Source organism: Caulobacter sp. GW822-FHT01G02, assembly GCF_058802865.1.
Window position 1 is genome coordinate 463130 of record NZ_JBXAON010000002.1, and the last position, 18918, is coordinate 482047.

At 68.4% G+C, this 18918-nt stretch carries 16 protein-coding genes; 11 read left to right on the forward strand and 5 right to left on the reverse strand.

Translation table 11 applies throughout. The features are described from left to right. Nucleotides 1-11 precede the first annotated feature (11 nt). The 7 genes from bamA to lpxB are packed head-to-tail and all read left to right on the forward strand — an operon-like array spanning nt 12 to nt 7377. Nucleotides 12-2375: an outer membrane protein assembly factor BamA gene (gene bamA, locus AC1RNC_RS07665; protein WP_492885052.1), complete on the forward strand. Its 2364-nt coding sequence runs from the start codon at nt 12-14 to the stop codon at nt 2373-2375. A 2-nt stretch (nt 2376-2377) separates the two neighbouring features. Beyond that, nucleotides 2378-3016 (forward strand): OmpH family outer membrane protein, encoded by a 639-nt coding sequence (locus AC1RNC_RS07670; RefSeq protein ID WP_492885053.1) that lies wholly within the window; start codon nt 2378-2380, stop codon nt 3014-3016. Between the two features lie 50 nt (nt 3017-3066). Beyond that, entirely contained in the window at nt 3067-4092 is a 1026-nt protein-coding gene (lpxD, locus tag AC1RNC_RS07675) for a UDP-3-O-(3-hydroxymyristoyl)glucosamine N-acyltransferase (RefSeq protein ID WP_492885055.1), read from the forward strand. Next, a complete protein-coding gene (gene fabZ, locus AC1RNC_RS07680) occupies nt 4089-4568 on the forward strand; it encodes a 3-hydroxyacyl-ACP dehydratase FabZ (protein ID WP_492838548.1) in 480 nt (159 codons plus the stop codon). Before lpxD ends, fabZ begins: the two co-directional genes overlap by 4 nt. Next, complete coding sequence (gene lpxA, locus AC1RNC_RS07685) at nt 4565-5356, forward strand: acyl-ACP--UDP-N-acetylglucosamine O-acyltransferase (RefSeq protein ID WP_492885057.1); 792 nt, start codon at nt 4565-4567, stop codon at nt 5354-5356. Before fabZ ends, lpxA begins: the two co-directional genes overlap by 4 nt. A gap of 9 nt (nt 5357-5365) precedes the next feature. Next, nucleotides 5366-6208 (forward strand): UDP-2,3-diacylglucosamine diphosphatase, encoded by an 843-nt coding sequence (gene lpxI / locus AC1RNC_RS07690; protein ID WP_492885059.1) that lies wholly within the window; start codon nt 5366-5368, stop codon nt 6206-6208. After that, complete coding sequence (lpxB, locus tag AC1RNC_RS07695; protein ID WP_492885061.1) at nt 6208-7377, forward strand: lipid-A-disaccharide synthase; 1170 nt, start codon at nt 6208-6210, stop codon at nt 7375-7377. Before lpxI ends, lpxB begins: the two co-directional genes overlap by 1 nt. Here the strand turns inward: lpxB and AC1RNC_RS07700 are convergent. Then, a complete protein-coding gene (locus AC1RNC_RS07700) occupies nt 7336-9078 on the reverse strand; it encodes an ATP-binding protein (protein ID WP_492885063.1) in 1743 nt (580 codons plus the stop codon). The two genes, lpxB and AC1RNC_RS07700, sit on opposite strands and share 42 nt — an antisense overlap. A 118-nt stretch (nt 9079-9196) precedes the next feature. Here AC1RNC_RS07700 and fliK point away from each other — a divergent pair, with 118 nt between their 5' ends. Together fliK and AC1RNC_RS07710 are read left to right on the forward strand one after the other, a co-directional pair. Next, nucleotides 9197-10921 (forward strand): flagellar hook-length control protein FliK, encoded by a 1725-nt coding sequence (fliK, locus tag AC1RNC_RS07705; RefSeq protein WP_492885065.1) that lies wholly within the window; start codon nt 9197-9199, stop codon nt 10919-10921. Next, entirely contained in the window at nt 10918-11181 is a 264-nt protein-coding gene (locus tag AC1RNC_RS07710) for an EscU/YscU/HrcU family type III secretion system export apparatus switch protein (RefSeq protein WP_099577655.1), read from the forward strand. Before fliK ends, AC1RNC_RS07710 begins: the two co-directional genes overlap by 4 nt. Nucleotides 11182-11238: 57 nt before the next feature. Here the strand turns inward: AC1RNC_RS07710 and gltA are convergent, their stop codons facing one another. Both gltA and gltX read right to left on the reverse strand, forming a co-directional pair. Beyond that, nucleotides 11239-12519, reverse strand: coding sequence for a citrate synthase (gene gltA, locus AC1RNC_RS07715; protein ID WP_492885066.1), 1281 nt, complete (start codon nt 12517-12519; stop codon nt 11239-11241). Between the two features lie 67 nt (nt 12520-12586). Then, on the reverse strand, nt 12587-14014 hold the full coding sequence (gene gltX, locus AC1RNC_RS07720; RefSeq protein WP_492885068.1) for a glutamate--tRNA ligase: 1428 nt from the start codon (nt 14012-14014) through the stop codon (nt 12587-12589). A gap of 162 nt (nt 14015-14176) precedes the next feature. Between gltX and AC1RNC_RS07725 the strand changes: the two genes are divergently transcribed. Together AC1RNC_RS07725 and AC1RNC_RS07730 are read left to right on the forward strand one after the other, a co-directional pair. Beyond that, a complete protein-coding gene (locus AC1RNC_RS07725) occupies nt 14177-16360 on the forward strand; it encodes a ComEC/Rec2 family competence protein (protein ID WP_492885070.1) in 2184 nt (727 codons plus the stop codon). 42 nt (nt 16361-16402) lie between these two features. Beyond that, entirely contained in the window at nt 16403-17158 is a 756-nt protein-coding gene (locus AC1RNC_RS07730) for an isocitrate lyase/PEP mutase family protein (RefSeq protein ID WP_492885072.1), read from the forward strand. A gap of 72 nt (nt 17159-17230) precedes the next feature. Here AC1RNC_RS07730 and lexA read toward each other — a convergent pair whose 3' ends face one another. Together lexA and AC1RNC_RS07740 are read right to left on the reverse strand one after the other, a co-directional pair. After that, nucleotides 17231-17935 carry a transcriptional repressor LexA gene (gene lexA, locus AC1RNC_RS07735; protein ID WP_492838538.1) on the reverse strand — a complete coding sequence of 235 codons (705 nt, stop codon included), beginning with the start codon at nt 17933-17935 and terminating at the stop codon, nt 17231-17233. A gap of 171 nt (nt 17936-18106) precedes the next feature. Further along, a complete protein-coding gene (locus AC1RNC_RS07740; protein ID WP_492885074.1) occupies nt 18107-18898 on the reverse strand; it encodes a class I SAM-dependent methyltransferase in 792 nt (263 codons plus the stop codon). Nucleotides 18899-18918: the final 20 nt, after the last annotated feature.

The window sequence follows — 18918 nt, forward strand, 5'->3', positions numbered from 1 at the left end:
GCTCTTCGTCCATGATTGGTCCCATGAACAAACTTCGCGCCCAAAGCGCCGCGTTCGCCACGGGTATGGCGCTGCTCCTCGGCTCGACGGCCCTGGTGGCTCCGCAACAGGCTTTCGCCCAGGCCGCTCAGACCGGCGTGGTCCAGCGCATCGTCGTTCAGGGTAACGAACGCATCGAGCAGGGCACGGTTCTGTCCTATCTGCCGATCCAGCCGGGCGACACGGTCGATTCCCAGCGCCTCGACCTGGCGCTGAAGACCCTGGCCCGCACCGACCTGTTCGCCGACGTGAAGATCGAGATGCAGGGCGGCGACCTCGTGGTGAAGGTCGTCGAGAACCCGATCATCAACCAGGTGGTCTTCGAGGGGAACTCGTCCCTGAAGGAAGACAAGCTGAAGGACGAAGTGCAGATCCGCCCGCGCGGCATCTTCACCCGCGCCAAGGTGCAGGCCGACGTCCAGCGCATCATCGAACTGTATCGCCGTTCGGGCCGCATCTCGGCGACCGTGACGCCCAAGGTGGTGGAACTGCCGCAGAAGCGCGTCGACCTGGTCTTTGAAATCAGCGAAGGCCCCAAGAGCGGCGTGCTGGGGATCAACTTCCTGGGCAACAGCGAGTATTCGGACAACGACCTGCGCGACGTGGTCGTGACCAAGGAAAGCCGCTGGTACAAGATCCTGACCAGCAACGACAACTACGACCCCGACCGGATCGAGTATGACCGCGAGCAGCTGCGCAAGCACTACCGCAACCGCGGCTTCTTCGACTTCCGCGTCGTCTCGTCGGTGGCCGAGCTGGCGCCCGACAAGAACGGCTTCGCCGTCACTTACACCCTCGACGAAGGCCCGAAGTACAAGTTCGGCAAGGTCACCGTCGAAACCGAACTGAAGAAGCTGGACGGCAACCTGCTGGCGCAGATCCTGCCGATCCGCGCCGGCCAGCTGTACGAGGACGAACGCATCGAGCAGGCCACCGACGCCCTGACCTTCGCGGCGGGCGCGGCCGGCTTCGCCTTCGTGGACGTGCGTCCGCGCTACGTGCCCAATCGCGAGACCAAGACCGTCGACGTGGTGTTCTCGGTCCGTGAAGGCCCGCGCGTCTATGTCGATCGCATCGACATCGTCGGCAACACCCGCACGCTGGACTACGTCCTGCGCCGCGAGCTGGAGGTGGCCGAGGGCGACGCCTACAACCGCGTGCTGGTCGACCGCTCGAAGAACAACATCCGCCGCCTGGGCTTCTTCAAGGAAGTCGACATCGAGGACACCCCCGGTTCGGCTCCGGACCGCACCAGCCTGAAGGTGAAGGTCGAGGAGCAGCCGACGGGCGAACTGTCGTTCAGCGCCGGCTACAGCTCGGTCGACAAGCTGGTGCTCGACGTCGGCATCACGGAACGCAACTTCCGTGGCCGCGGCCAGAACCTGCGGGCCCGCGCCTCGGTCGGTTCGCTGCGCCAACAGATCGACTTCGGCTTCAGCGAGCCGCGGTTCGCCGGTCGCAACCTGGTGGCGGGCGTCAACCTGTACACCTTCCGCTACAACCTGTCGGACTACGCGGCCTACGACACCAAGTCAGTCGGCGGCGACATCCGCTTCGGCTTCCCGCTGACCAACGACTCGTCGATGAGCCTGCGCTACACGATCCGTCAGGACGACGTCAGCGTGGCCGACAGCCTCTGCACCAGCGGCTCGGTCTCGCAGATCCTCTGCCTGCAGCGCGGCGCCTACATCACCTCGCTGATCGGCTATGGCCTGCGCATCGACAAGCGCAACGACCCGATCAACCCGACCCGCGGCTGGTTCGCCGACCTGAACCAGGACCTGGCCGGCATCGGCGGCGACGTGAAGTACCTCAAGACCGAAGCTGACGCCGGCTGGTACTGGGGCTTCACCAAGGACCTGGTGTTCAGCGCCACGGGCTCGTTCGGCTATATCGAGGGCTGGGGCGGCGACAATGTCCGCATCAACGATCGCTTCTATCGCGGCGGCACCTCGTTCCGCGGCTTCGAGATCGCCGGTATCGGTCCGCGCGACATCTCGAGCACCAACAACTCGATGGGCGCCAAGCTTTACGCGATCAGCACCTTCGAGCTGACCATCCCGACCTTCCTGCCCGAGCAGTACGGCATCAAGGCCGCCCTGTTCAGCGACGTGGGTACGGCGGGTCTGCTGGATGATGTGGATCGTCAGAAGTCGCCTGGCATCTTCGATCCGTTCATCAAGGATAACCTCGGCCTGCGTGCGACGGCGGGTATCTCGATCGACTGGAAGTCCCCCATGGGTCCCATCCGATTCGATATCAGCCGCATTTTGGCCAAGGAAGACTACGATCGAACCGAAACCTTCCGGTTCTCCACCTCCACAAGGTTCCAATAAACATGTCCAAGTTCCTGTCCGCGGCCGCGTCCAGCGTCGTCGCTCTCGCCCTCGCGACCAGCGCCTCGGCCCAGACGGCTCCGGCCGCCGCTCCCGCGGCTCCGGCTGTCACGCACGGCCCGGCTCTGCCGGGCGTCTGCATCTTCTCGAGCCAGGGCGCCGTCGGCAACTCGCTGGTGGGTAAGGCGGTCGACGCCCGCCTGAAGACCATCATCCAGCAGGTGAACGCCGAGCTGACCGCCGAGCGCACGGGTCTCGACAACGAAGCCAAGGCTCTCGACGCCAAGAAGGCCACCCTGGCCCAGGACGCCCTGGAGCAGCAGGCCGCCGCTCTGCAGGTCAAGGCCAACGCCTGGCAGCGCAAGGGCCAACTGCGCCAGAAGGAAGTGGAAACCACCGAGCAGAAGGCGCTGCAGCGCGTCTATCAGGAGATGGATACGCCGATCCGTCAGGTCTATCAGGCCCAGAAGTGCAGCATCCTGTTCGATCGCGAATCGGTGATGCTGGCCAACCCGGCGATGGACATCACCGGCGCCGTGGTCGCCGCTCTCGACGCGCGCATCAAGACCCTGACCTTCGATCGCGAACGTCTGGACCAAGGCGCTCCGGGCGCCGCGGCCCTGCAACCGACCAATAAGTAAGCGAATCGTCTCCTTTAGGATTACCTAGGGGAACTTATTCGTGAGGAGCCATGCCGGACCCCCGTTTCTTCGACAACCTGGGTCCGGCATCGCTTTCCGAGTTGGCCCGGGCCGGCGCCGCCGAACTGGCGGACGCCGCCCTGGGCGACCGGGCCATCGCCCGCGCCGCGCCGCTGGATAGCGCTGACGCGCAGAGCGTCGCCTTCTTCTCCGACGCCAAGCGCAGGGACGCCGCCGGGTCCACCCTGGCCGGGGCGTGTTTCGTGCGTCCCGAGCACGGCGATCTTCTTCCCGAGACCTGCGCCGCGCTGATCACCAGGCACCCACAGGCGGCCTGGGCCGCGGCCGTGGGCCGTCTTCACGCGCCGCGCCGTCACGATCCCTCCGCCGCCGCCCTTCATCCGGAAGCGGAGCTGGAGGATGGCGTCCTGCTGGCGCCCAACGTGACGATCGGGCAGGGGGCGAGAATTGGGCGCGGCACGAGGATCGGCCCTGGGGCCGTCATCGGTCCGGGCGTGCTGATCGGGCGTGACTGCGTGATCGGCCCCAATGCCGTGATCGGTTTCGCGCTGCTGGGCGACCGGGTGTCGGTCTCGGCCGGCGCGGTGCTGGGCGAGGCGGGCTTCGGGGCCGCCGTCGGGCCGCGCGGCATGGTCGACATGCCCCAGCTGGGCCGGGTGGTGATCCAGGACGACGTCACGATCGGCGCCAACAGCTGCGTCGACCGGGGCGCCTTCGCCGACACCACGATCGGCGAGAACACCAAGATCGACAACCTGGTGCATGTCGCGCACAACGTCCGTGTAGGACGCAATTGCGTGCTGGCGGCCTATACCGGGCTGTCGGGCAGCACGATCGTCGGCGACGGTGTCGCCTTCGGTGGCAAGGCCGGCGTCGCCGACCATTTGAACATCGGCTCGGGCGCGAGCATCGGGGCGGCCGCCTCGGTGTTCAAGGACGTGCCGGAAGGCGAAACTTGGACGGGATTTCCGGCGCGGCCGCTCAAGCGGTGGCTTCGGGAGACCGCATGGCTGTCGCGCATGGCGGGCGGTCGAGGGACGAGGGGCAGACCATGAGCGAGAACACCGAGCAAACGGTGCGGACCGACATCGACATCGCGGAGATCCTGGCGCGCATCCCGCACCGCTATCCGTTCCTGCTGGTCGACCGCGCCGAGGACTACAGGCCCGGCCAGTCGATCGTCGGCATCAAGTGCGTGACGATCAACGAGCCGTTCTTCCAGGGCCACTTCCCGGGCAACCCGGTGATGCCCGGCGTGCTGATCATCGAGGCCCTGGCCCAGACGGGCGCGGTGTTGATGAGCAAGACGCTCGAGGTCGACACCGAGGGCAAGACCATCTTCTTCATGTCGATCGACGGCGTGCGCTTCCGCAATCCTGTGCGTCCCGGCGACGTGATCCGGATGGAGGTCGAGGTGGTGCGCGCGCGCTCGTCGATCTTCAAGTTCAAGGGCGTGGCCAAGGTCGGCGACAAGGTGGCCGCCGAGGCCGAGTTCGCCGCCATGGTGGTCGAGACGGGACCCAAGGCATGACCATCCATCCCACCGCCATCATCGCGCCCGAGGCCAAGATCGCCGCGGATGTCGAGATCGGACCCTACAGCATCGTCGGCCCCGACGTGACGCTGGAAGCAGGCGTGCGGCTGTTGTCGCACGTCGTGGTGGAGGGCGCGACGACGATCGGCGAGGCTTGCGTCGTGCATCCGTTCGCCAATCTGGGCGGCCCGCCGCAGCATCTGGGCCACAAGGGCGAGCGTACTGAACTGCTGATCGGGCCACGCAATATCATCCGCGAGCACGTGACCATGCATACGGGCACCGCGTCGGGTAAGGGCGTGACGACGATCGGTTCGGACGGCCTCTACATGGTCGGCTCGCATGTCGCTCACGACTGTTCGGTCGGCGATTTCGTGGTGCTGGCCAAGGGAGCGACCTTGGGGGGGCACGTCGCCATTGGCGACTACGTGTTTATGGGCGGCCTGGCCGCCGCGCACCAGTTTTCGCGCATTGGCCGCTACAGCTTCATCGGCGGCCTGGCCGCCGTGACAAAGGACGTCATTCCGTACGGCTCGGTCTGGGGCAACCATGCCCATCTCGAGGGCCTGAACCTGGTGGGCCTCAAACGACGCGGCTTCTCGCGCGAGACGATCAATGCGCTGCGCGCGGCCTATCGCCTGATGTTCGCCGACGAAGGCACCTTCCAGGAGCGTCTCGAGGACGTGGCCGAAACCCATGCGGCGATCCCGGAGGTGATGGAGATTGTCGACTTCATCCGCGCCGACGCCAACCGCCCGCTCTGCCTGCCCGAGCGCGAGGTCTAGGGTCGGGTGATGCGCAAGCTCGGTCTGATCGCCGGCGGCGGGGCGTTGCCCGTCGAACTGGCGGCCCATTGCGAGGCCGCCGGCCGCGCCTTCGCGGTGATGCGCCTGCGCGGCTTCGCCGACCCGGCCTTGGCGCGCTATCCTGGCGCCGAGGTCGGCATCGGCGAGTTCGGCAAGGCGTTCAAGGCGCTGCGGGCCGAGGGCTGCGAGGTCGTCTGCTTCGCCGGCGACGTGAAGCGCCCGGACTTCGCCGCCCTGATGCCGGATGCGCGCGGCCTGCTGATCGTGCCCAGCCTGATCAAGGCGGCGCGCCAAGGCGATGACGCCTTGCTGCGCCGGGTGCTGGACGAGTTCGAGAAGGAAGGCTTCGAGATCGAGGGAGCACACGAGGTGGTCGGCGAGATGACCTTGCCGCGCGGCCGCCTGGGCAAGTTCTATCCGCGCGACGATCACATGGCCGATATCGACAAGGCCCTGCTGGTGGCGCGCGAGATCGGCCGACTGGACGTGGGGCAGGGCGCCGTGGTCTGCAACGGCCTGGTCCTGGCCGTCGAGGCCCAAGAGGGCACCGACGCCATGCTGCGCCGGGTAGCCGAGCTGCCTCAGGCGATCCGTGGCTCGGCCGAGCGTCCGCGCGGCGTGCTGGCCAAGGCGCCCAAGCCGATCCAGGAGACCAAGGTCGATCTGCCGACCATTGGCGTCGCCACTATCCAGCGCGCCGCCCGCGCGGGCCTGGCGGGCGTGGTCGGCGAGGCCGGCGGTCTGCTGGTGGTCGACCGCGAGGCCGTGACGGCCTGCGCCGACGATCTGGGGCTCTTCGTGCTGGGGGTTGATCCGCAGGAGCGGACTTGATGCTGAAGGTCATGCTGGTCGCCGCCGAGGCCTCGGGCGACGCCTTGGGCGCCAGTTTAGCCAAGGCGTTGCGGGCGCGGCTGGGCGACAAGGTCGCGTTCGTCGGCGTCGGCGGAGCCAAGATGGCCGAGCAGGGGGTCGACAGCCCCTTCGATATCGCCCAGCTGTCGATCCTGGGCATCGTGGAGGGGCTGAAGGCCTATCCGACGGTCAAGGCCCGCCTGAAGGACACAGTGGCCCTGGCGGCCCGCGAAAAGCCCGACGTCGCCATCCTGATCGACAGCTGGGGCTTCAACATTCGCCTGGCCCATGCTCTGCGGAAACTGGATCCCAGGTTGCCGCTGGTGAAGTACGTCGCGCCGCAGGTCTGGGCCTATCGCGCCGGCCGAGCCCGAAGCCTGGCCAAGGCCGTCGACCTGCTGTTGTCGATCCAGCCGATGGACAAGCCGTATTTCGACGCCGTGGACCTGCCCAGCGTCTTCGTCGGCAACTCGGCCCTGGCCAAGCGCTTCGACCATGCCGACGGTGCGAGATTGCGCGCGGCGATCGGCGTCTCGGCCTCCGATCAGATCCTCCTCGTGCTGCCCGGCAGTCGTCCGTCCGAGATCGAGCGCGTGCTGCCGGCCTTCGAGGACGCCGTGCGCCTTCTGAAGGCCGAGCGGCCTGAGCTTGAGATCGTCGTCCCCGCCGCCTACACGGTGGCCGAGGCCGTGAAGGCTCGTATCGCCGGCTGGCCGTTCCGGGCGCACGTGATCGAGGACGAGCAGCAGAAGGACGACGCCTTCGTCGCCGCCGACGTCGCCCTGGCCTGCAGCGGCACGGTGACGACCGAGCTGGCCCTGGCCGGCCGGCCGATGGTGGTCGGCTACAAGATCGCGCCCCTGACCTACGCCATCCTCAAGCGCTTGATGAAGCCGCGCTGGGTCACGCTGTTCAACATCGCCGCCGACCGGGAGATCGCGCCCGAACTGCTGCAGGACGCCTGCGAAGGTGAGGGCCTGGCCCGCGAAGTCTCGCGGTTGCTGGACGATCCGGCGTTGCGCGCCGAGCAGTCCGCCGAGCAGAGCGCCGCGCTGGACAAGATGGGCCGCGGCATGCCCGACCCGTCGGAAGCCGCTACCGACGCCTTAATCGACTTCCTGAAGGCGAGGGGCCTGGTTGCGGCCTGAAACCGCTCGGTCGAGCGCGCCCAGTAGCTTGGCGACGTCGATCGGCTTGCTGACGTGGTCGTCCATACCCGCCTCGATCAGCAGTTCTATCTGGTGGCGCATGGCGTTGGCCGTCAGGGCGATCACCGGCGTGCGCGGACGGCCTTCCTCGGCTTCCAGGCGTCGGATCTCCTTCAGCGCCGTCAAGCCGTCCATGACTGGCATGTGGATGTCCATCAGCACCGCGTCCCAGGGTTCGTCGCGCCACGCGGCCAGGGCCTTGGCGCCGTCGTCGACGATGAGGGGCTCGACACCAGCCTGGCTCAGCACTGAGCGCAGAACCAGCTGGTTGGTCGGATTGTCCTCGGCGGCCAGGATGCGCAGTCCCGGCGCGGCGTCGGGCGCGGTCTCGTCCTCGGCCTGCGCGAGCGTGGCGACCTTGGTCAGCGGCAGGACGACCGTGAAGGCGCTGCCTTCGCCCAGGCGGCTGAACAGGGTGACGTCGCCGTCCATGCGCCGGGCCAGTTCGCGGCTGATAGCCAGCCCCAGGCCCGCGCCGCCGTGGCGACGGGTGGCGATGTCGTCCAGCAGCACGAAGCGGTCGAACAGGCGCTCCTGCGCGTCGGCGGCGACGCCGGGACCGGTGTCGGCGACAGTCAGTTCCAGCCGGCCGGCCACGTAGTCAGCCACGATGGACACGCCGCCGGTCTCAGTGAACTTCACGGCGTTTGACAGCAGGTTGTGCAGGATCTGTCGCAGCCGGGCGGCGTCGCCCAGATAGGCGCCCTCGGCGGTCGGGGAGATGGACAGATCGTGGCTCAACCCCTTGCCCAGCGCCAGGGCGGCGAAGGTCTGGCCGCAGCCGACCAGTAGGTCGCGCAGGTCGAACGGCTCGAGCCGCAGCTCCAGTTGGCCCGACTCGATGCGGGCCAGGTCCAGCAGATCGTTGAGGATCGCGGTCAGGGCCTTGCCCGATTGGCGGACTACGCCCAGGCGCTCGCGCTGGGCCGGCGAAAGTTCGTCGGCCTGCATCACCTGCGCCATGCCCAGGATGCCGTTCAGCGGCGTGCGGATCTCGTGGCTCATGGTCGCCAGGAAGGCGGTCTTGGCGCGGTTGGCGCTGGCCGCCTCTGCCTCGCGGGCCTGGGCCAGCGCGGTGGCTTCGGCCATCTGCCGGACCGTCGCTTCGCGATGCAGGGCATAGCGCAGCACGTAGGCGAAGAAGCAGAGCACCGCGACCAGGGAGAGCGCCAGTTGGACGGGGCCGGTCGACGGGAGGGTCAGAACCGTGATCAGCAGCACTTGCAGCACCACGGCGGCCAGGGCGGCCAGGCCGATCCGGCGGGAGATCACGAACTCGGCCGTGCAGCTCAGCGCGATGGCGGCCATCATCGCGCCGCCGGCCAGCACCGACGCGCGCTCGCCCAGCAGCACCAGGGCCGACGGCAGGCTGGCATAGATGAAGGTGTAGACCAGGGTGAAGGCCGCCAGCACGGTCTCAAGGACCGGCGCGGCCTGGCCATGCTTGGCGATGAACCGGCAGAGCAGCTGGCTGGCGGCGACCAGCGCCAGGGCGGCCCCCAGCCAGACGACGCAGATCGAGGCATCGAGCCATGCGCAGCTCCCGGCGGCGGCCAGCAGGGTCATCGGCACGATGGACAGCAGATCGCGGCGGCGATGCTCGACGATGCTCAGCCACCGCGTATCCAGAACGCACCTCACACGCCGAAACTAGACTCGCCCTGAAGGCGAGACGCCTTGAGTTCATACTTTGAAGGTTAACCAGCGATTTACACCCGGGGGCTAGGATCCCCATAACTGTCGCCGTGGAGCCGTTGTCGTGGCCATCGACCCGACCACGCCCGTGACCCCGATCCTTCCAGCCCCTGCGGCTGGGACGGCGGCCGATTCTGTCGCGACGTTGCAGGCGATGGCGCGCCAGGCGCTTGCCAATTCCACCGCTCAGCTGGGTGAGATCGTCGGCCGTCCTCCCGCTACTCAGGCCCATGCCGGTGGTCCTGTCGAGCAGGCTGGGCAGGCCGCGACCCAGGACGCCGGCCATGCCGGCGACGCGCCGGGCGCCAAGGCCGTTCCACCGGCGCTGCAACAGGCTACCCCGGCCAAGCCCGAGACACGCCTGGTCCGCGCTGTGCGCACCGCCGCCGCCGAGGCGGTGCCGCGTCAGACGGGGATAGCGCCGCTGATGGCCAATGTCCGCGCCGTGATCGGTCGTCCTGACATGCCGACCGAGGTGCGCGAGGCGGGCAGGGCGTTGCTGGCCAAGGCCCCGTCGGCCGCCGAGATCGCCACGCCTCAGGGGCTGCGCCAGGCCATCGAGCGGTCCGGCGTCTTCCTGGAGGCCCGGATGGCCCGCGCGGCCGTGACGCCAGTTCAGGATAGCGCGCCCCGCGTTCCCGAGGTCAACGACATGAAGGCCGCGTTGCTGGTGTTCCGCGGCGCGCTGTCAGCCTGGCTGGCCAAGGCTCCGCCGCGGGTGTCGGACGCGCCAAGTATCGAGCCGGTCTCGACGTCCGCCGCCGGCGAAGCGCTAGAGGCGCCTGCGACCGAACCGCCTCGCGCGGCTCCATCAGTCCCCGCGACGGCGCAACGGCCGGCCGCCCCGAACACTCCCGTGACGAGCGGAACCGTCCAGCCCGATCCGGAAGTCGCGCCGACGTCGCCCCAGGCCGCCGAGGTCCACGAGGCCGCACCCGAGACTTTCCCGGCGACCGCCAAGGCGCCTTTGCCTCCGCCAGAGGACGACGGTCTGGCGGCGCGCTTCGGTGCTTTCGTGGCCCCGCCCAAGTCCTCGGCGCCCGTCCAGACGCCGGTTCGCGCCGCGATGTCGGCGCTGGTTCAGCTAGGTCTGATCGCCGAGGAGGCCCTCGCCGAGGGCTCGAACGCCGGACCGCCGGCTGAGCCACGCGCCTTGACGCCGCGGGGCTACGGCGCGGCGCCGGCCGACTCTGGGCGCTCCAAGGTCCCGCCGCCGCCCTATGCCGGCGGCCCGATGGCCGGGCAGAAGCCGGCCGCGCCTGAAATGCCCATAGACCAGGCGCCCGCCGACCTCGTGCGCCGTCTGCTGAAGGGGACCAACGGCGCCCTGGCCCGGCAGGACCTGATGCAGATAGCCTCACTGCCCGAGCCGCACGAGCCCGAGGCCGCCGAGGCTCGTCCGCAGCAGGCTGGCCGCCTGAACCTCGACCTGCCGTTCATGACGCCACAGGGCTTGGCCGTCGCCCAGTTCGAGATCAGCCATGACGGCGGCGGCTCTGGCGGTGGCGTCTTCGGTCCGGCGGAGCGCACCTACAAGGCCCGCTTCTCGCTCGACCTCGAGCCGCTGGGGCCCGTCCACGCCCTGATCACCCTGACCGGTTCGCACACGCGCGTATCGCTGTGGGCCGAGAGGGCCGAGACCATCGCGCGCCTTCGCGCTGGCGAGGAGAGCCTGGGCGCGGCCTTGCGCCGGGCCGAGCTATCGCCCGAAGTCGCTGTCCATTCCGGCGCGCCGCCCAGTCCGGGCGCCGCCAGTCCGCTGGGCCATTTCGTGGACCAGGCCTCATGAGCGGAATCACTGGACCCTCGGCGCGACCGCGCATCGCCGTCGCCTTGCTCTACGAAGATCCCAACGCGCCCAAGGTCGTGGCCTCGGGCCAGGGTTGGTTGGGCGAGAAGATCATCGAGACGGCCCGCGAGCACGGCGTGCCGATCGAGGAAGACCCCGTCCTGGCCCAGGCCCTCTCGACCCTGGAAATCGACGAGGAGATTCCCGAAGCGCTGTACCGCGCCGTGGCCGAGGTCCTGAGCTTCCTTCTCAAGCGCTAGAAACGAAAAAGGCCCCGCCGAAGCGGGGCCTGATCCGTTGTTCCGAAGGCGAAGCGCCTAGCGCTTCTCGACCGGCACGTAGTCGCGTTGCGTGGCGCCCGTATAGAGCTGGCGCGGACGACCGATCTTGCGGGTGGGGTCCTCGAACATTTCCTTCCACTGGCTGATCCAGCCGACGGTGCGGGCCAGGGCGAACAGCACGGTGAACATGTTGGTCGGGAAGCCCATCGCGCGCAGGGTGATGCCCGAATAGAAGTCGATGTTCGGGTACAGCTTGCGGTCGATGAAGTACGGATCGCTCAGGGCGACCTTTTCCAGTTCCTGGGCGACCTGCAGCAACGGGTCGTTGTTGTGGCCCAGTTCCGCCAGCACTTCGTGGGCGGTCTTCTGCATGACCTTCGCGCGCGGGTCGAAGTTCTTGTACACGCGGTGGCCAAAGCCCATCAGCTTGTACTTGCGGTCCTTCACGCCTTGGACGTAGTCCGGGATGTTCTCGACCGAACCGATGGTTTCCAGCATCTCCAGCGCTTCCTGGTTGGCGCCGCCGTGCGACGGGCCCCAAAGGCAGGCGATGCCGGCGGCGATGCAGGCGAACGGGTGCGCGCCCGACGAACCGGCCAGGCGGACGGTCGAGGTCGAGGCGTTCTGCTCGTGGTCGGCGTGCAGGATGAAGATCCGGTCCATGGCGCGGGTCAGCACCGGGTTCGGCTTCCAGTCCTCGGCCGGCACGGCGAAGCACATGCGCAGGAAGTTTTCAGAGTACGACAGGTCGTTGCGCGGCGACACGAACGGCTGGCCGACCGTGTACTTGTAGGCGCGGGCGGCGATCGTCGGCATCTTGGCGATCAGGCGATGGGCGCTGATCTCGCGCTCACGGGCGTCGTCGACATTGATGCTGTCGGCGTAGAAGGCCGACAGAGCGCCGACAGCGCCGGTCATGACAGCCATCGGGTGGGCGTCGCGGCGGAAACCCTGGAAGAAGGCGTCGAACTGCGCGTGCAGCATCGTGTGGTAGGTGATGTTCTTTTCGAACTGCGCGAACTCAGCGGCGCTCGGCAGTTCGCCGTTCAGCAGCAGATGGCAGACCTCGAGGAACGAGGACTTCTCGGCCAGCTGGTCGATCGGATAACCGCGGTGCAGCAGAATGCCGGCGTCGCCGTCGATATAGGTGATCTTGCTCTCGCACGACGCGGTCGAGGTGAAGCCCGGATCGAACGTGAAGTGGTCGCTTTCAGCGTAGACTTTCCGGATGTCGAGGACGTCCGGACCCGTGCTGCCCTTGAGGATCGGCAGGTCGTAGCTCTTGTCGCCGATCGTCAGCGTGGCTTTATCGGTCATACTTAGACCCCTTCATAAATTGGAACGAGCAGTCCAACTTTCGTTTTCGCAGGTGCGTTATAGCGCCTCATGCGCGCGGCGCCAGGGCGTCGTCAAGGCGCCCCAAACTCTCTTCGCGCGAGAGCGCGGCCATGGTCTTGTTCAGATCGGGAGCCTGGGCGCCGCCGGTCAGAATCCCGCGCAGGGCCGGACCGAACTTGCCAAAGCCGACGCCTTCGGATTCCGCGAACGTTTTCAACACGGTTTCCAGCGTCGCCGCGTCGAAGGCTGGGGCGGCGGCCAGCTGATCGCGCAGACGCTTGAGGCGCTCGACGGTTTCTTCGGTCAGCTGCTTTTGGGTTTTCTCTTCGAGCGCGAACGGCCGCGTCTTCAGTGCGAACGCACAGTGGTCGACCAGCTCCAGGATGGTCTTGGCGCCTTCCTTCACTTCCGGGACCGTGCGGGCGATGCGCTCGCGGGCGTCGGCGGGCAGGGGCTCGCCACGCTTCTGGGCGGCGTCCAGCGCCAGGTCCGTCAGGCGCGCGTCGTCGGCCTTGCGCAGGTGCTGGGCGTTGATGTGGTTCAGCTTGGCCCAGTCCAGGCGCGCCGGCGCCTTGACCACGTCGGCGATGTCGAACCAGGCGATCGCCTGCTCGTCGTTGAACACCTCGTCGTCGCCATGGCCCCAGCCCAGGCGCGCCAGGTAGTTGCGCATGCCTTCGGCGATGTAGCCGAGATCGGCGAACTCGCCGACCGCCTGGGCGCCGTGGCGCTTGCTGAGCTTGGCGCCGTCCGGGCCGTGGATCAGCGGGATGTGGGCGAAGGCCGGCAGGTCCCAGTCCATCGCCTGATAGATCAGGCTCTGGCGGGCGGCGTTGTTCAGGTGGTCGTCGCCGCGGATCACGTGGGTGACCCCCATGTCGTGGTCGTCGACCACCACGGCGAGGTTGTAGGTCGGCGCGCCGTCAGCGCGCAGCAGAACGAGATCGTCCAGCTCGATGTTCTTGAACGTCACCGGACCCTTCACGAGGTCGTTGACGACGGTTTCGCCGTCCAGCGGGCCCTTGAAGCGGATCACGTGGGGGACCGACAGGTCGCCTTCGGGCGCATCGCGCCACGGCGAGCGGATGGCCTTGCCTTCGGCGCGGGCCTTCTCGCGGGCGACTTCCAGTTCCTCGACGGTCATCCAGCAGCGATAGGCGCGGCCCTTGGCGAGGAGTTCATGGACCACCTCGACGTGACGCGGGGCGCGGGTGTGCTGGAAGATGACCTCTTCGTCCGATTCCAGGCCCAGCCAGTTCAGGCCCTCGAAGATCGCCGCGACGGCGGCCTCGGTCGAGCGCTCGCGATCAGTGTCCTCGACGCGAACAAGGAACTTCCCTCCCGTATGGCGTGCATATAACCAGTTGAACAGCGCCGTGCGAGCGCCGCCGATATGCAGGAAGCCGGTGGGCGAGGGGGCGAAGCGCGTGACGACGCCCGTCGAAACGGGGCCGGTGGAGGTGGGGTTCGACATGGGCTTCAAAACTGTGGGGCTGGACGCCGAAATGGCGTTGACGAGCACGAACCGCAAGGCGGCTTGGGCGGCGCGTCTTAGCACGCCGCTTCGTGCCGGACCTAGCGGTTTTCCGCGTCGCGGCGAACTTGGATCATCCGTCAAAAGCACAAGGGTTTCCGGATGTTAGGCGTTGAAGCGGCCGAGACGGCGCCGTCGGCGTCCGCGCCCCGCCTGTCATGGTCCGCCGTGAAAGCCGCGCTGCTGACGGAAGGGCGAGTCAATCTGGATCGGGCGTTTCTTTGGACGCCGGTGGCGTTCGGTCTCGGCGCGGCGGCCTACCTGGAGGTTGGCGTTGAACCCTCGCTCTGGATGCTGGCCTTGGCGACCGGATCACTGGCGGCGATCTGGTGGGTCTGTCGGCGCTGGAACGCCCCGCGTGGCCTTGTCGTGCTGGCCAGCCTGGCCGCGTTCGGGGCGGCGGGCGGTCTCGCCGCCAAGATCCGCAACGATCGCGTAGCCGCGCCGCTGATGGCGGGCGAGCGGGTCGTGCGACGAGTAGACGGCTTCGTGGTCGACGTGGTCAGTCCTGGCGCGGGCGGACCGCGCCTGCTGATCGCGCCGGTGGCGGTGTCAGGCCTGCCGCCCGAACGGACACCGCGCCGGATCCGGGTGACGATCGGTGAGAACCAGACGCCAGCGCCGGGCCAGGCCGTGCATCTGCGGGCCATGCTGGGACCGCCGCCGCCGCCGGCCGCGCCGGGGTCCTACGATTTCGGTCGCGACGCCTGGTTCGACTCGATCGGCGGCGTCGGCTTCGTGATCGGCGAACTGGGGACGACGCGGCTGGATCCGCCGCCCTTGAGGTTGCGCCTGACCATGGCGGTCAACGCCTTCCGCTGGAGCCTGGCCCAGCGGATCCTGGCGCGGATGGGCCCCAGCAGCGGCGGCATCGGCGCGGCCATGGTCACCGGCCACGAGGCCTGGATCACCGAGGATCAGACCGAGGCCATGCGCGCCTCGGGCCTGGCGCATATCCTCTCGATCTCGGGCCTGCACATGGCCATCGTCGGCGGCTTCGTGTTCGGCGCCGTGCGGCTGGGCGTCGCCGCCTGGCCGTGGCTGGCCCTGCGGGCGCCGGGCAAGAAGATCGCCGCCATCGCCGGCCTCGCCGCCGTGCTGGGCTACCTGGTCATCTCCGGCGCGCCGCCGCCAGCTGAGCGCTCGGCGATCACGGCGAGCGTCGCCTTCCTGGCCATTCTGTTTGACCGCCGCGCCATCACTCTGCACGGCCTGGCGGTCGCGGCGCTGCTGATCCTCGCCATGAAACCCGAAACAGCCGGCGAACCCGGCTTTCAGATGTCGTTCGCCGCCACCGCCGCCCTGGTGGCCCTGGCCGAAAGCTGGCCTCGGCCGGTGAAGGAGATCTCGACGCCGTGGTGGATCCGCTGGCCGCAGGCGGGACTGACCTGGCTGGCGGCCTCGGTCGCCGCGAGCCTGGTGGCGGGCCTGGCTACCGCGCCCTTCGCCATGCAGCACTTCAATCGCGTCGCCGTCTGGGGCCTGCCGGCCAATCTGGCGGTCGCGCCGCTGTCGTCGTTCGTGATCATGCCGTTCCTGGCGGTCGGGACGCTGCTGGAGCCGTTCGGCCTGGGCGCGCCGTTCCTGGTCCTGGCCGGTTGGGGGATCGACGGCATGGTCGGGATCGCCAGCGGCTTCGCCGACGCTCATGGCGCCCAGCGGATCGTGGCCAGCGCGCCGCCGCAGGTGCTGGTGGTCGCCTTCCTGGGCCTGATGACCCTGTGCCTCTGGCGGGGGCGGTTGCGCTGGATCGGCGCGCCCCTGGCCCTGGCGGTCGCCCTGTGGCCCAGGCCCGCCGCGCCGGACGCCTGGATCGCCGCCGACGGGGCGACCGCCGCCGTCCGCTCGGGCGACGCGGCCGTGCTGTTACGCACCGACGCCAAGCGGTTCGGCGCGGAACTGTGGGCGCGACGGCGTGGCCTGACCCCGGCGACCTGGAGCCTCTATGGCTGCGACAAACGGATCTGCGCGCCGGAGCCGGGCGCGCCCGTACGGCTGTCGCTGGCGTGGAGCCGCAAGACTCCCGACGCCGAGACGCTGGCGGGTCTCTGCGTGCGCAGCGAGGTCGTGGTGATCCGCGCCCCGGCCCCGGCGCGCATGCCGCCATTGTGCGCCGACACCGTGCTGCTGACCGCCGAGGATTTCGCGCGGGGCGGGGCCGCGGAGCTCTATCGCCGGCCCGATGGCTGGCGCATCGTCTGGGCTCAGCCCCTGCGCGGCGACCGGCCGTGGAGTCGTCCAGCGGGGAGCCGCCTGCTGACAGCCGATGTCACCAGCGCCCGTTAAGCCTTGTCGGAGCGCGGGACGCAATCCGCCGGAGGACCTGTCATGTCGAACCCTTTCGTCGCCCGCCGCGCCGCCTTCCGCGCCCTGCACGCCGACGGCTGCTTCGCCCTGCCCAATCCGTGGGATGTCGGCGGCGCCAGGCGTCTGGAAAAGCTCGGTTTCAAGGCCCTGGCCTCGACCAGCGCCGGCATGGCCTGGGCGATGGGCAAGGACGATGGCCAGATCACCCGCGATGAGGTCATCGATCACCTGCGCATGCTGTGCGCCGCCACCGACCTGCCGGTGAACGCCGACTTCGAGAACGGCTTCGCCGACACGCCCGAGGTCGTCGGCGAGAGCGTGACCCTGGCCATCGAGGCCGGCGTCGCGGGCCTGTCGATCGAAGACTGGTCGGGCTCGGCGCTCTACGACCTGCCGGTCGCCGTCGAACGTCTGAAGGCCGCCCGCGCGGCGATCGGCGCCTCGGGCCAGGACGTGATCCTGGTCGGCCGCACCGAGGGTTATCTGCGCGGAAACCGCGACCTCGCCCCGACCCTGGAGCGGCTCAAGGCCTACGCGGAGGCGGGGGCCGACTGTCTCTACGCGCCTGCGGTGACCGATCCGGAAGAGATCCAGGCGATCGTCCAGGCCGTGGCGCCCAAGCCGGTCAATGTGCTGTTCTGGGGGCCTGAGATGTCCGTCGAGAGCCTCGGCGCGCTGGGCGTGCGCCGGGTCAGCACGGGCGGGGCGCTGGCCGCGGCGGCCTGGGCCGGGTTCGACGCCGTCGCCAAGCGGCTGGCGGAGGAGGGGCGGCTGTAAGCGTCACCCGATACGAAAGGACCCCGATCCTCGGATGAAGATCGGGGTCGAATTTCAAGCGCTCGGAAGCGCCTAGTGATACCGGCGGATCAGCCCCACCAGCTTGCCCTGCACCTCGACCTGGTCGGGACCGAAGATGCGGGTCTCGTATTTGGGGTTGGCGGCCTCCAGGGCGATCGAGCCGCCCTTCTTGCGCAGGCGCTTGAGGGTGGCTTCCTCGCCGACCAGGGCGACGACGATCTCGCCCGAGGTGGCGGTGTCGCCTTTCTTGATGATCACGTAGTCGCCGTCGAGGATGCCGGCCTCGATCATCGAGTCGCCTTGCACCTCGAGAACATAGTGCTCGCCATTGCCCAACATGGATTCGGGCACCGGCAGACGTTCGCGCTCGTGCTGGATGGCGTCGATCGGCGTGCCGGCGGCGATCTTGCCCAGGATCGGCAGTTCGCGGCTGTCATTGGCCGGCGCGGCGGATACGGAGGCCGATGACGGCGCGCCGCCGCCTTCGAACACCTGCGGCCGGAAGGCGCCTCGCCCCTTGGGCGGGGCGGCCGTCGTGGCCTGCTGCGGCAGCTTCACCACTTCCAGCGCGCGGGCCCGGTGAGCGAGACGGCGAATGAAGCCACGTTCTTCCAGGGCCGTGATGAGCCGGTGGATGCCCGACTTGGACGCCAGGTCCAGGGCCTCCTTCATCTCGTCGAAGGACGGGGAGACGCCGGTCTCCTTGATCCGCTCGTGGATGAACATCAGCAGTTCGTGCTGCTTGCGGGTGAGCATGTCGACCTCGGCTGGAACGCGGAACAAACCGCAAACCTCGCGAATGTTCTCTAGGCGTTCCGCCTCAAAGTCAAGTCGAGCGTTGCCGCTGGCCAAAAGTCCAGGAAATTCAAAGGCTAGAGCATGAGGTCGCGGAAAAGGCGACCAGAATCAAAAGCTTAACGAAAGCTTTCAGAGGCGCTTGCGGGCGATGATGATGTCCTGGTCCTGCATCGGCTGACGGCGCCAGACGCCGAGGGCCTGGTTCAGGACGTCGAGGTTGAGCGCCTCGTACTGCGCCAGGATCGGCTCCAGGTCATAGCCGATCACCGCCTCCGGCAGGTCCGGCGTCGCGGTCCAGCAACCGTCCAGGGCGTGGACGAAGTCGAAGGCGATCTTGCCGGCGCCGGTATTGGCGCGGGCCTCGTCGTCGATCAGGTACCAGGAGACGATGCTGGTCCCGCCCGGCTTCAGCACCCGGGCGATCTCGCGGGCGAACTGGGCCTGGTCGGCGGCCAGCAGATGGGTGAACACCGAGCCCAGCCAGACATAGTCGAAGCTGGCGTCCGGATAGGGGAAGATGAAGGCGCTGGCCGGTTGCGAGCCGCCCGGATTGTACCGGTCGCTGTGCATGTCGGCATGGGTGAATTCGAAGCGCGGGTCGCCGACGGCGATATTGGCTTTGCACCAGTCGATGGCCTCGGCCATCACGTCGAAGCCGGCATAGCGGCCCGACTCATCCAGATAGTCGACCAGCGGGGCGGCGGCGCGGCCGATGCCGCAGCCGACATCGAGGATGGCGTGATGCGGCTGCAGGCCGGCGGCGACGAACAGTTCCTTGAACTGCTGGCCCACGCGGATGAAGTCGGCGTCGGCCGCGCCGACGAGGTGCCATAGCTCCTGAGGGGCGGCCACGGCGTCGGACGGCGGCGGTGTTGGCGTTGGCGAGAGGGCGCGCCGCAGCTTGGAGAGAAGGGCCCGCATCCGATTCCTTTCAACGAAAG

Coding starts and splice junctions, on each gene's coding strand:
- bamA (WP_492885052.1), top strand. CDS start 12: ATGATTGGTCCCATGAACAAACTTCGCGCCCAAAGCGCCGCGTTCGCC.
- AC1RNC_RS07670 (WP_492885053.1), top strand. CDS start 2,378: ATGTCCAAGTTCCTGTCCGCGGCCGCGTCCAGCGTCGTCGCTCTCGCC.
- lpxD (WP_492885055.1), top strand. CDS start 3,067: ATGCCGGACCCCCGTTTCTTCGACAACCTGGGTCCGGCATCGCTTTCC.
- fabZ (WP_492838548.1), top strand. CDS start 4,089: ATGAGCGAGAACACCGAGCAAACGGTGCGGACCGACATCGACATCGCG.
- lpxA (WP_492885057.1), top strand. CDS start 4,565: ATGACCATCCATCCCACCGCCATCATCGCGCCCGAGGCCAAGATCGCC.
- lpxI (WP_492885059.1), top strand. CDS start 5,366: ATGCGCAAGCTCGGTCTGATCGCCGGCGGCGGGGCGTTGCCCGTCGAA.
- lpxB (WP_492885061.1), top strand. CDS start 6,208: ATGCTGAAGGTCATGCTGGTCGCCGCCGAGGCCTCGGGCGACGCCTTG.
- AC1RNC_RS07710 (WP_099577655.1), top strand. CDS start 10,918: ATGAGCGGAATCACTGGACCCTCGGCGCGACCGCGCATCGCCGTCGCC.
- gltA (WP_492885066.1), bottom strand. CDS start 12,519: ATGACCGATAAAGCCACGCTGACGATCGGCGACAAGAGCTACGACCTG.
- gltX (WP_492885068.1), bottom strand. CDS start 14,014: ATGTCGAACCCCACCTCCACCGGCCCCGTTTCGACGGGCGTCGTCACG.
- AC1RNC_RS07725 (WP_492885070.1), top strand. CDS start 14,177: ATGTTAGGCGTTGAAGCGGCCGAGACGGCGCCGTCGGCGTCCGCGCCC.
- AC1RNC_RS07730 (WP_492885072.1), top strand. CDS start 16,403: ATGTCGAACCCTTTCGTCGCCCGCCGCGCCGCCTTCCGCGCCCTGCAC.
- lexA (WP_492838538.1), bottom strand. CDS start 17,935: ATGCTCACCCGCAAGCAGCACGAACTGCTGATGTTCATCCACGAGCGG.
- AC1RNC_RS07740 (WP_492885074.1), bottom strand. CDS start 18,898: ATGCGGGCCCTTCTCTCCAAGCTGCGGCGCGCCCTCTCGCCAACGCCA.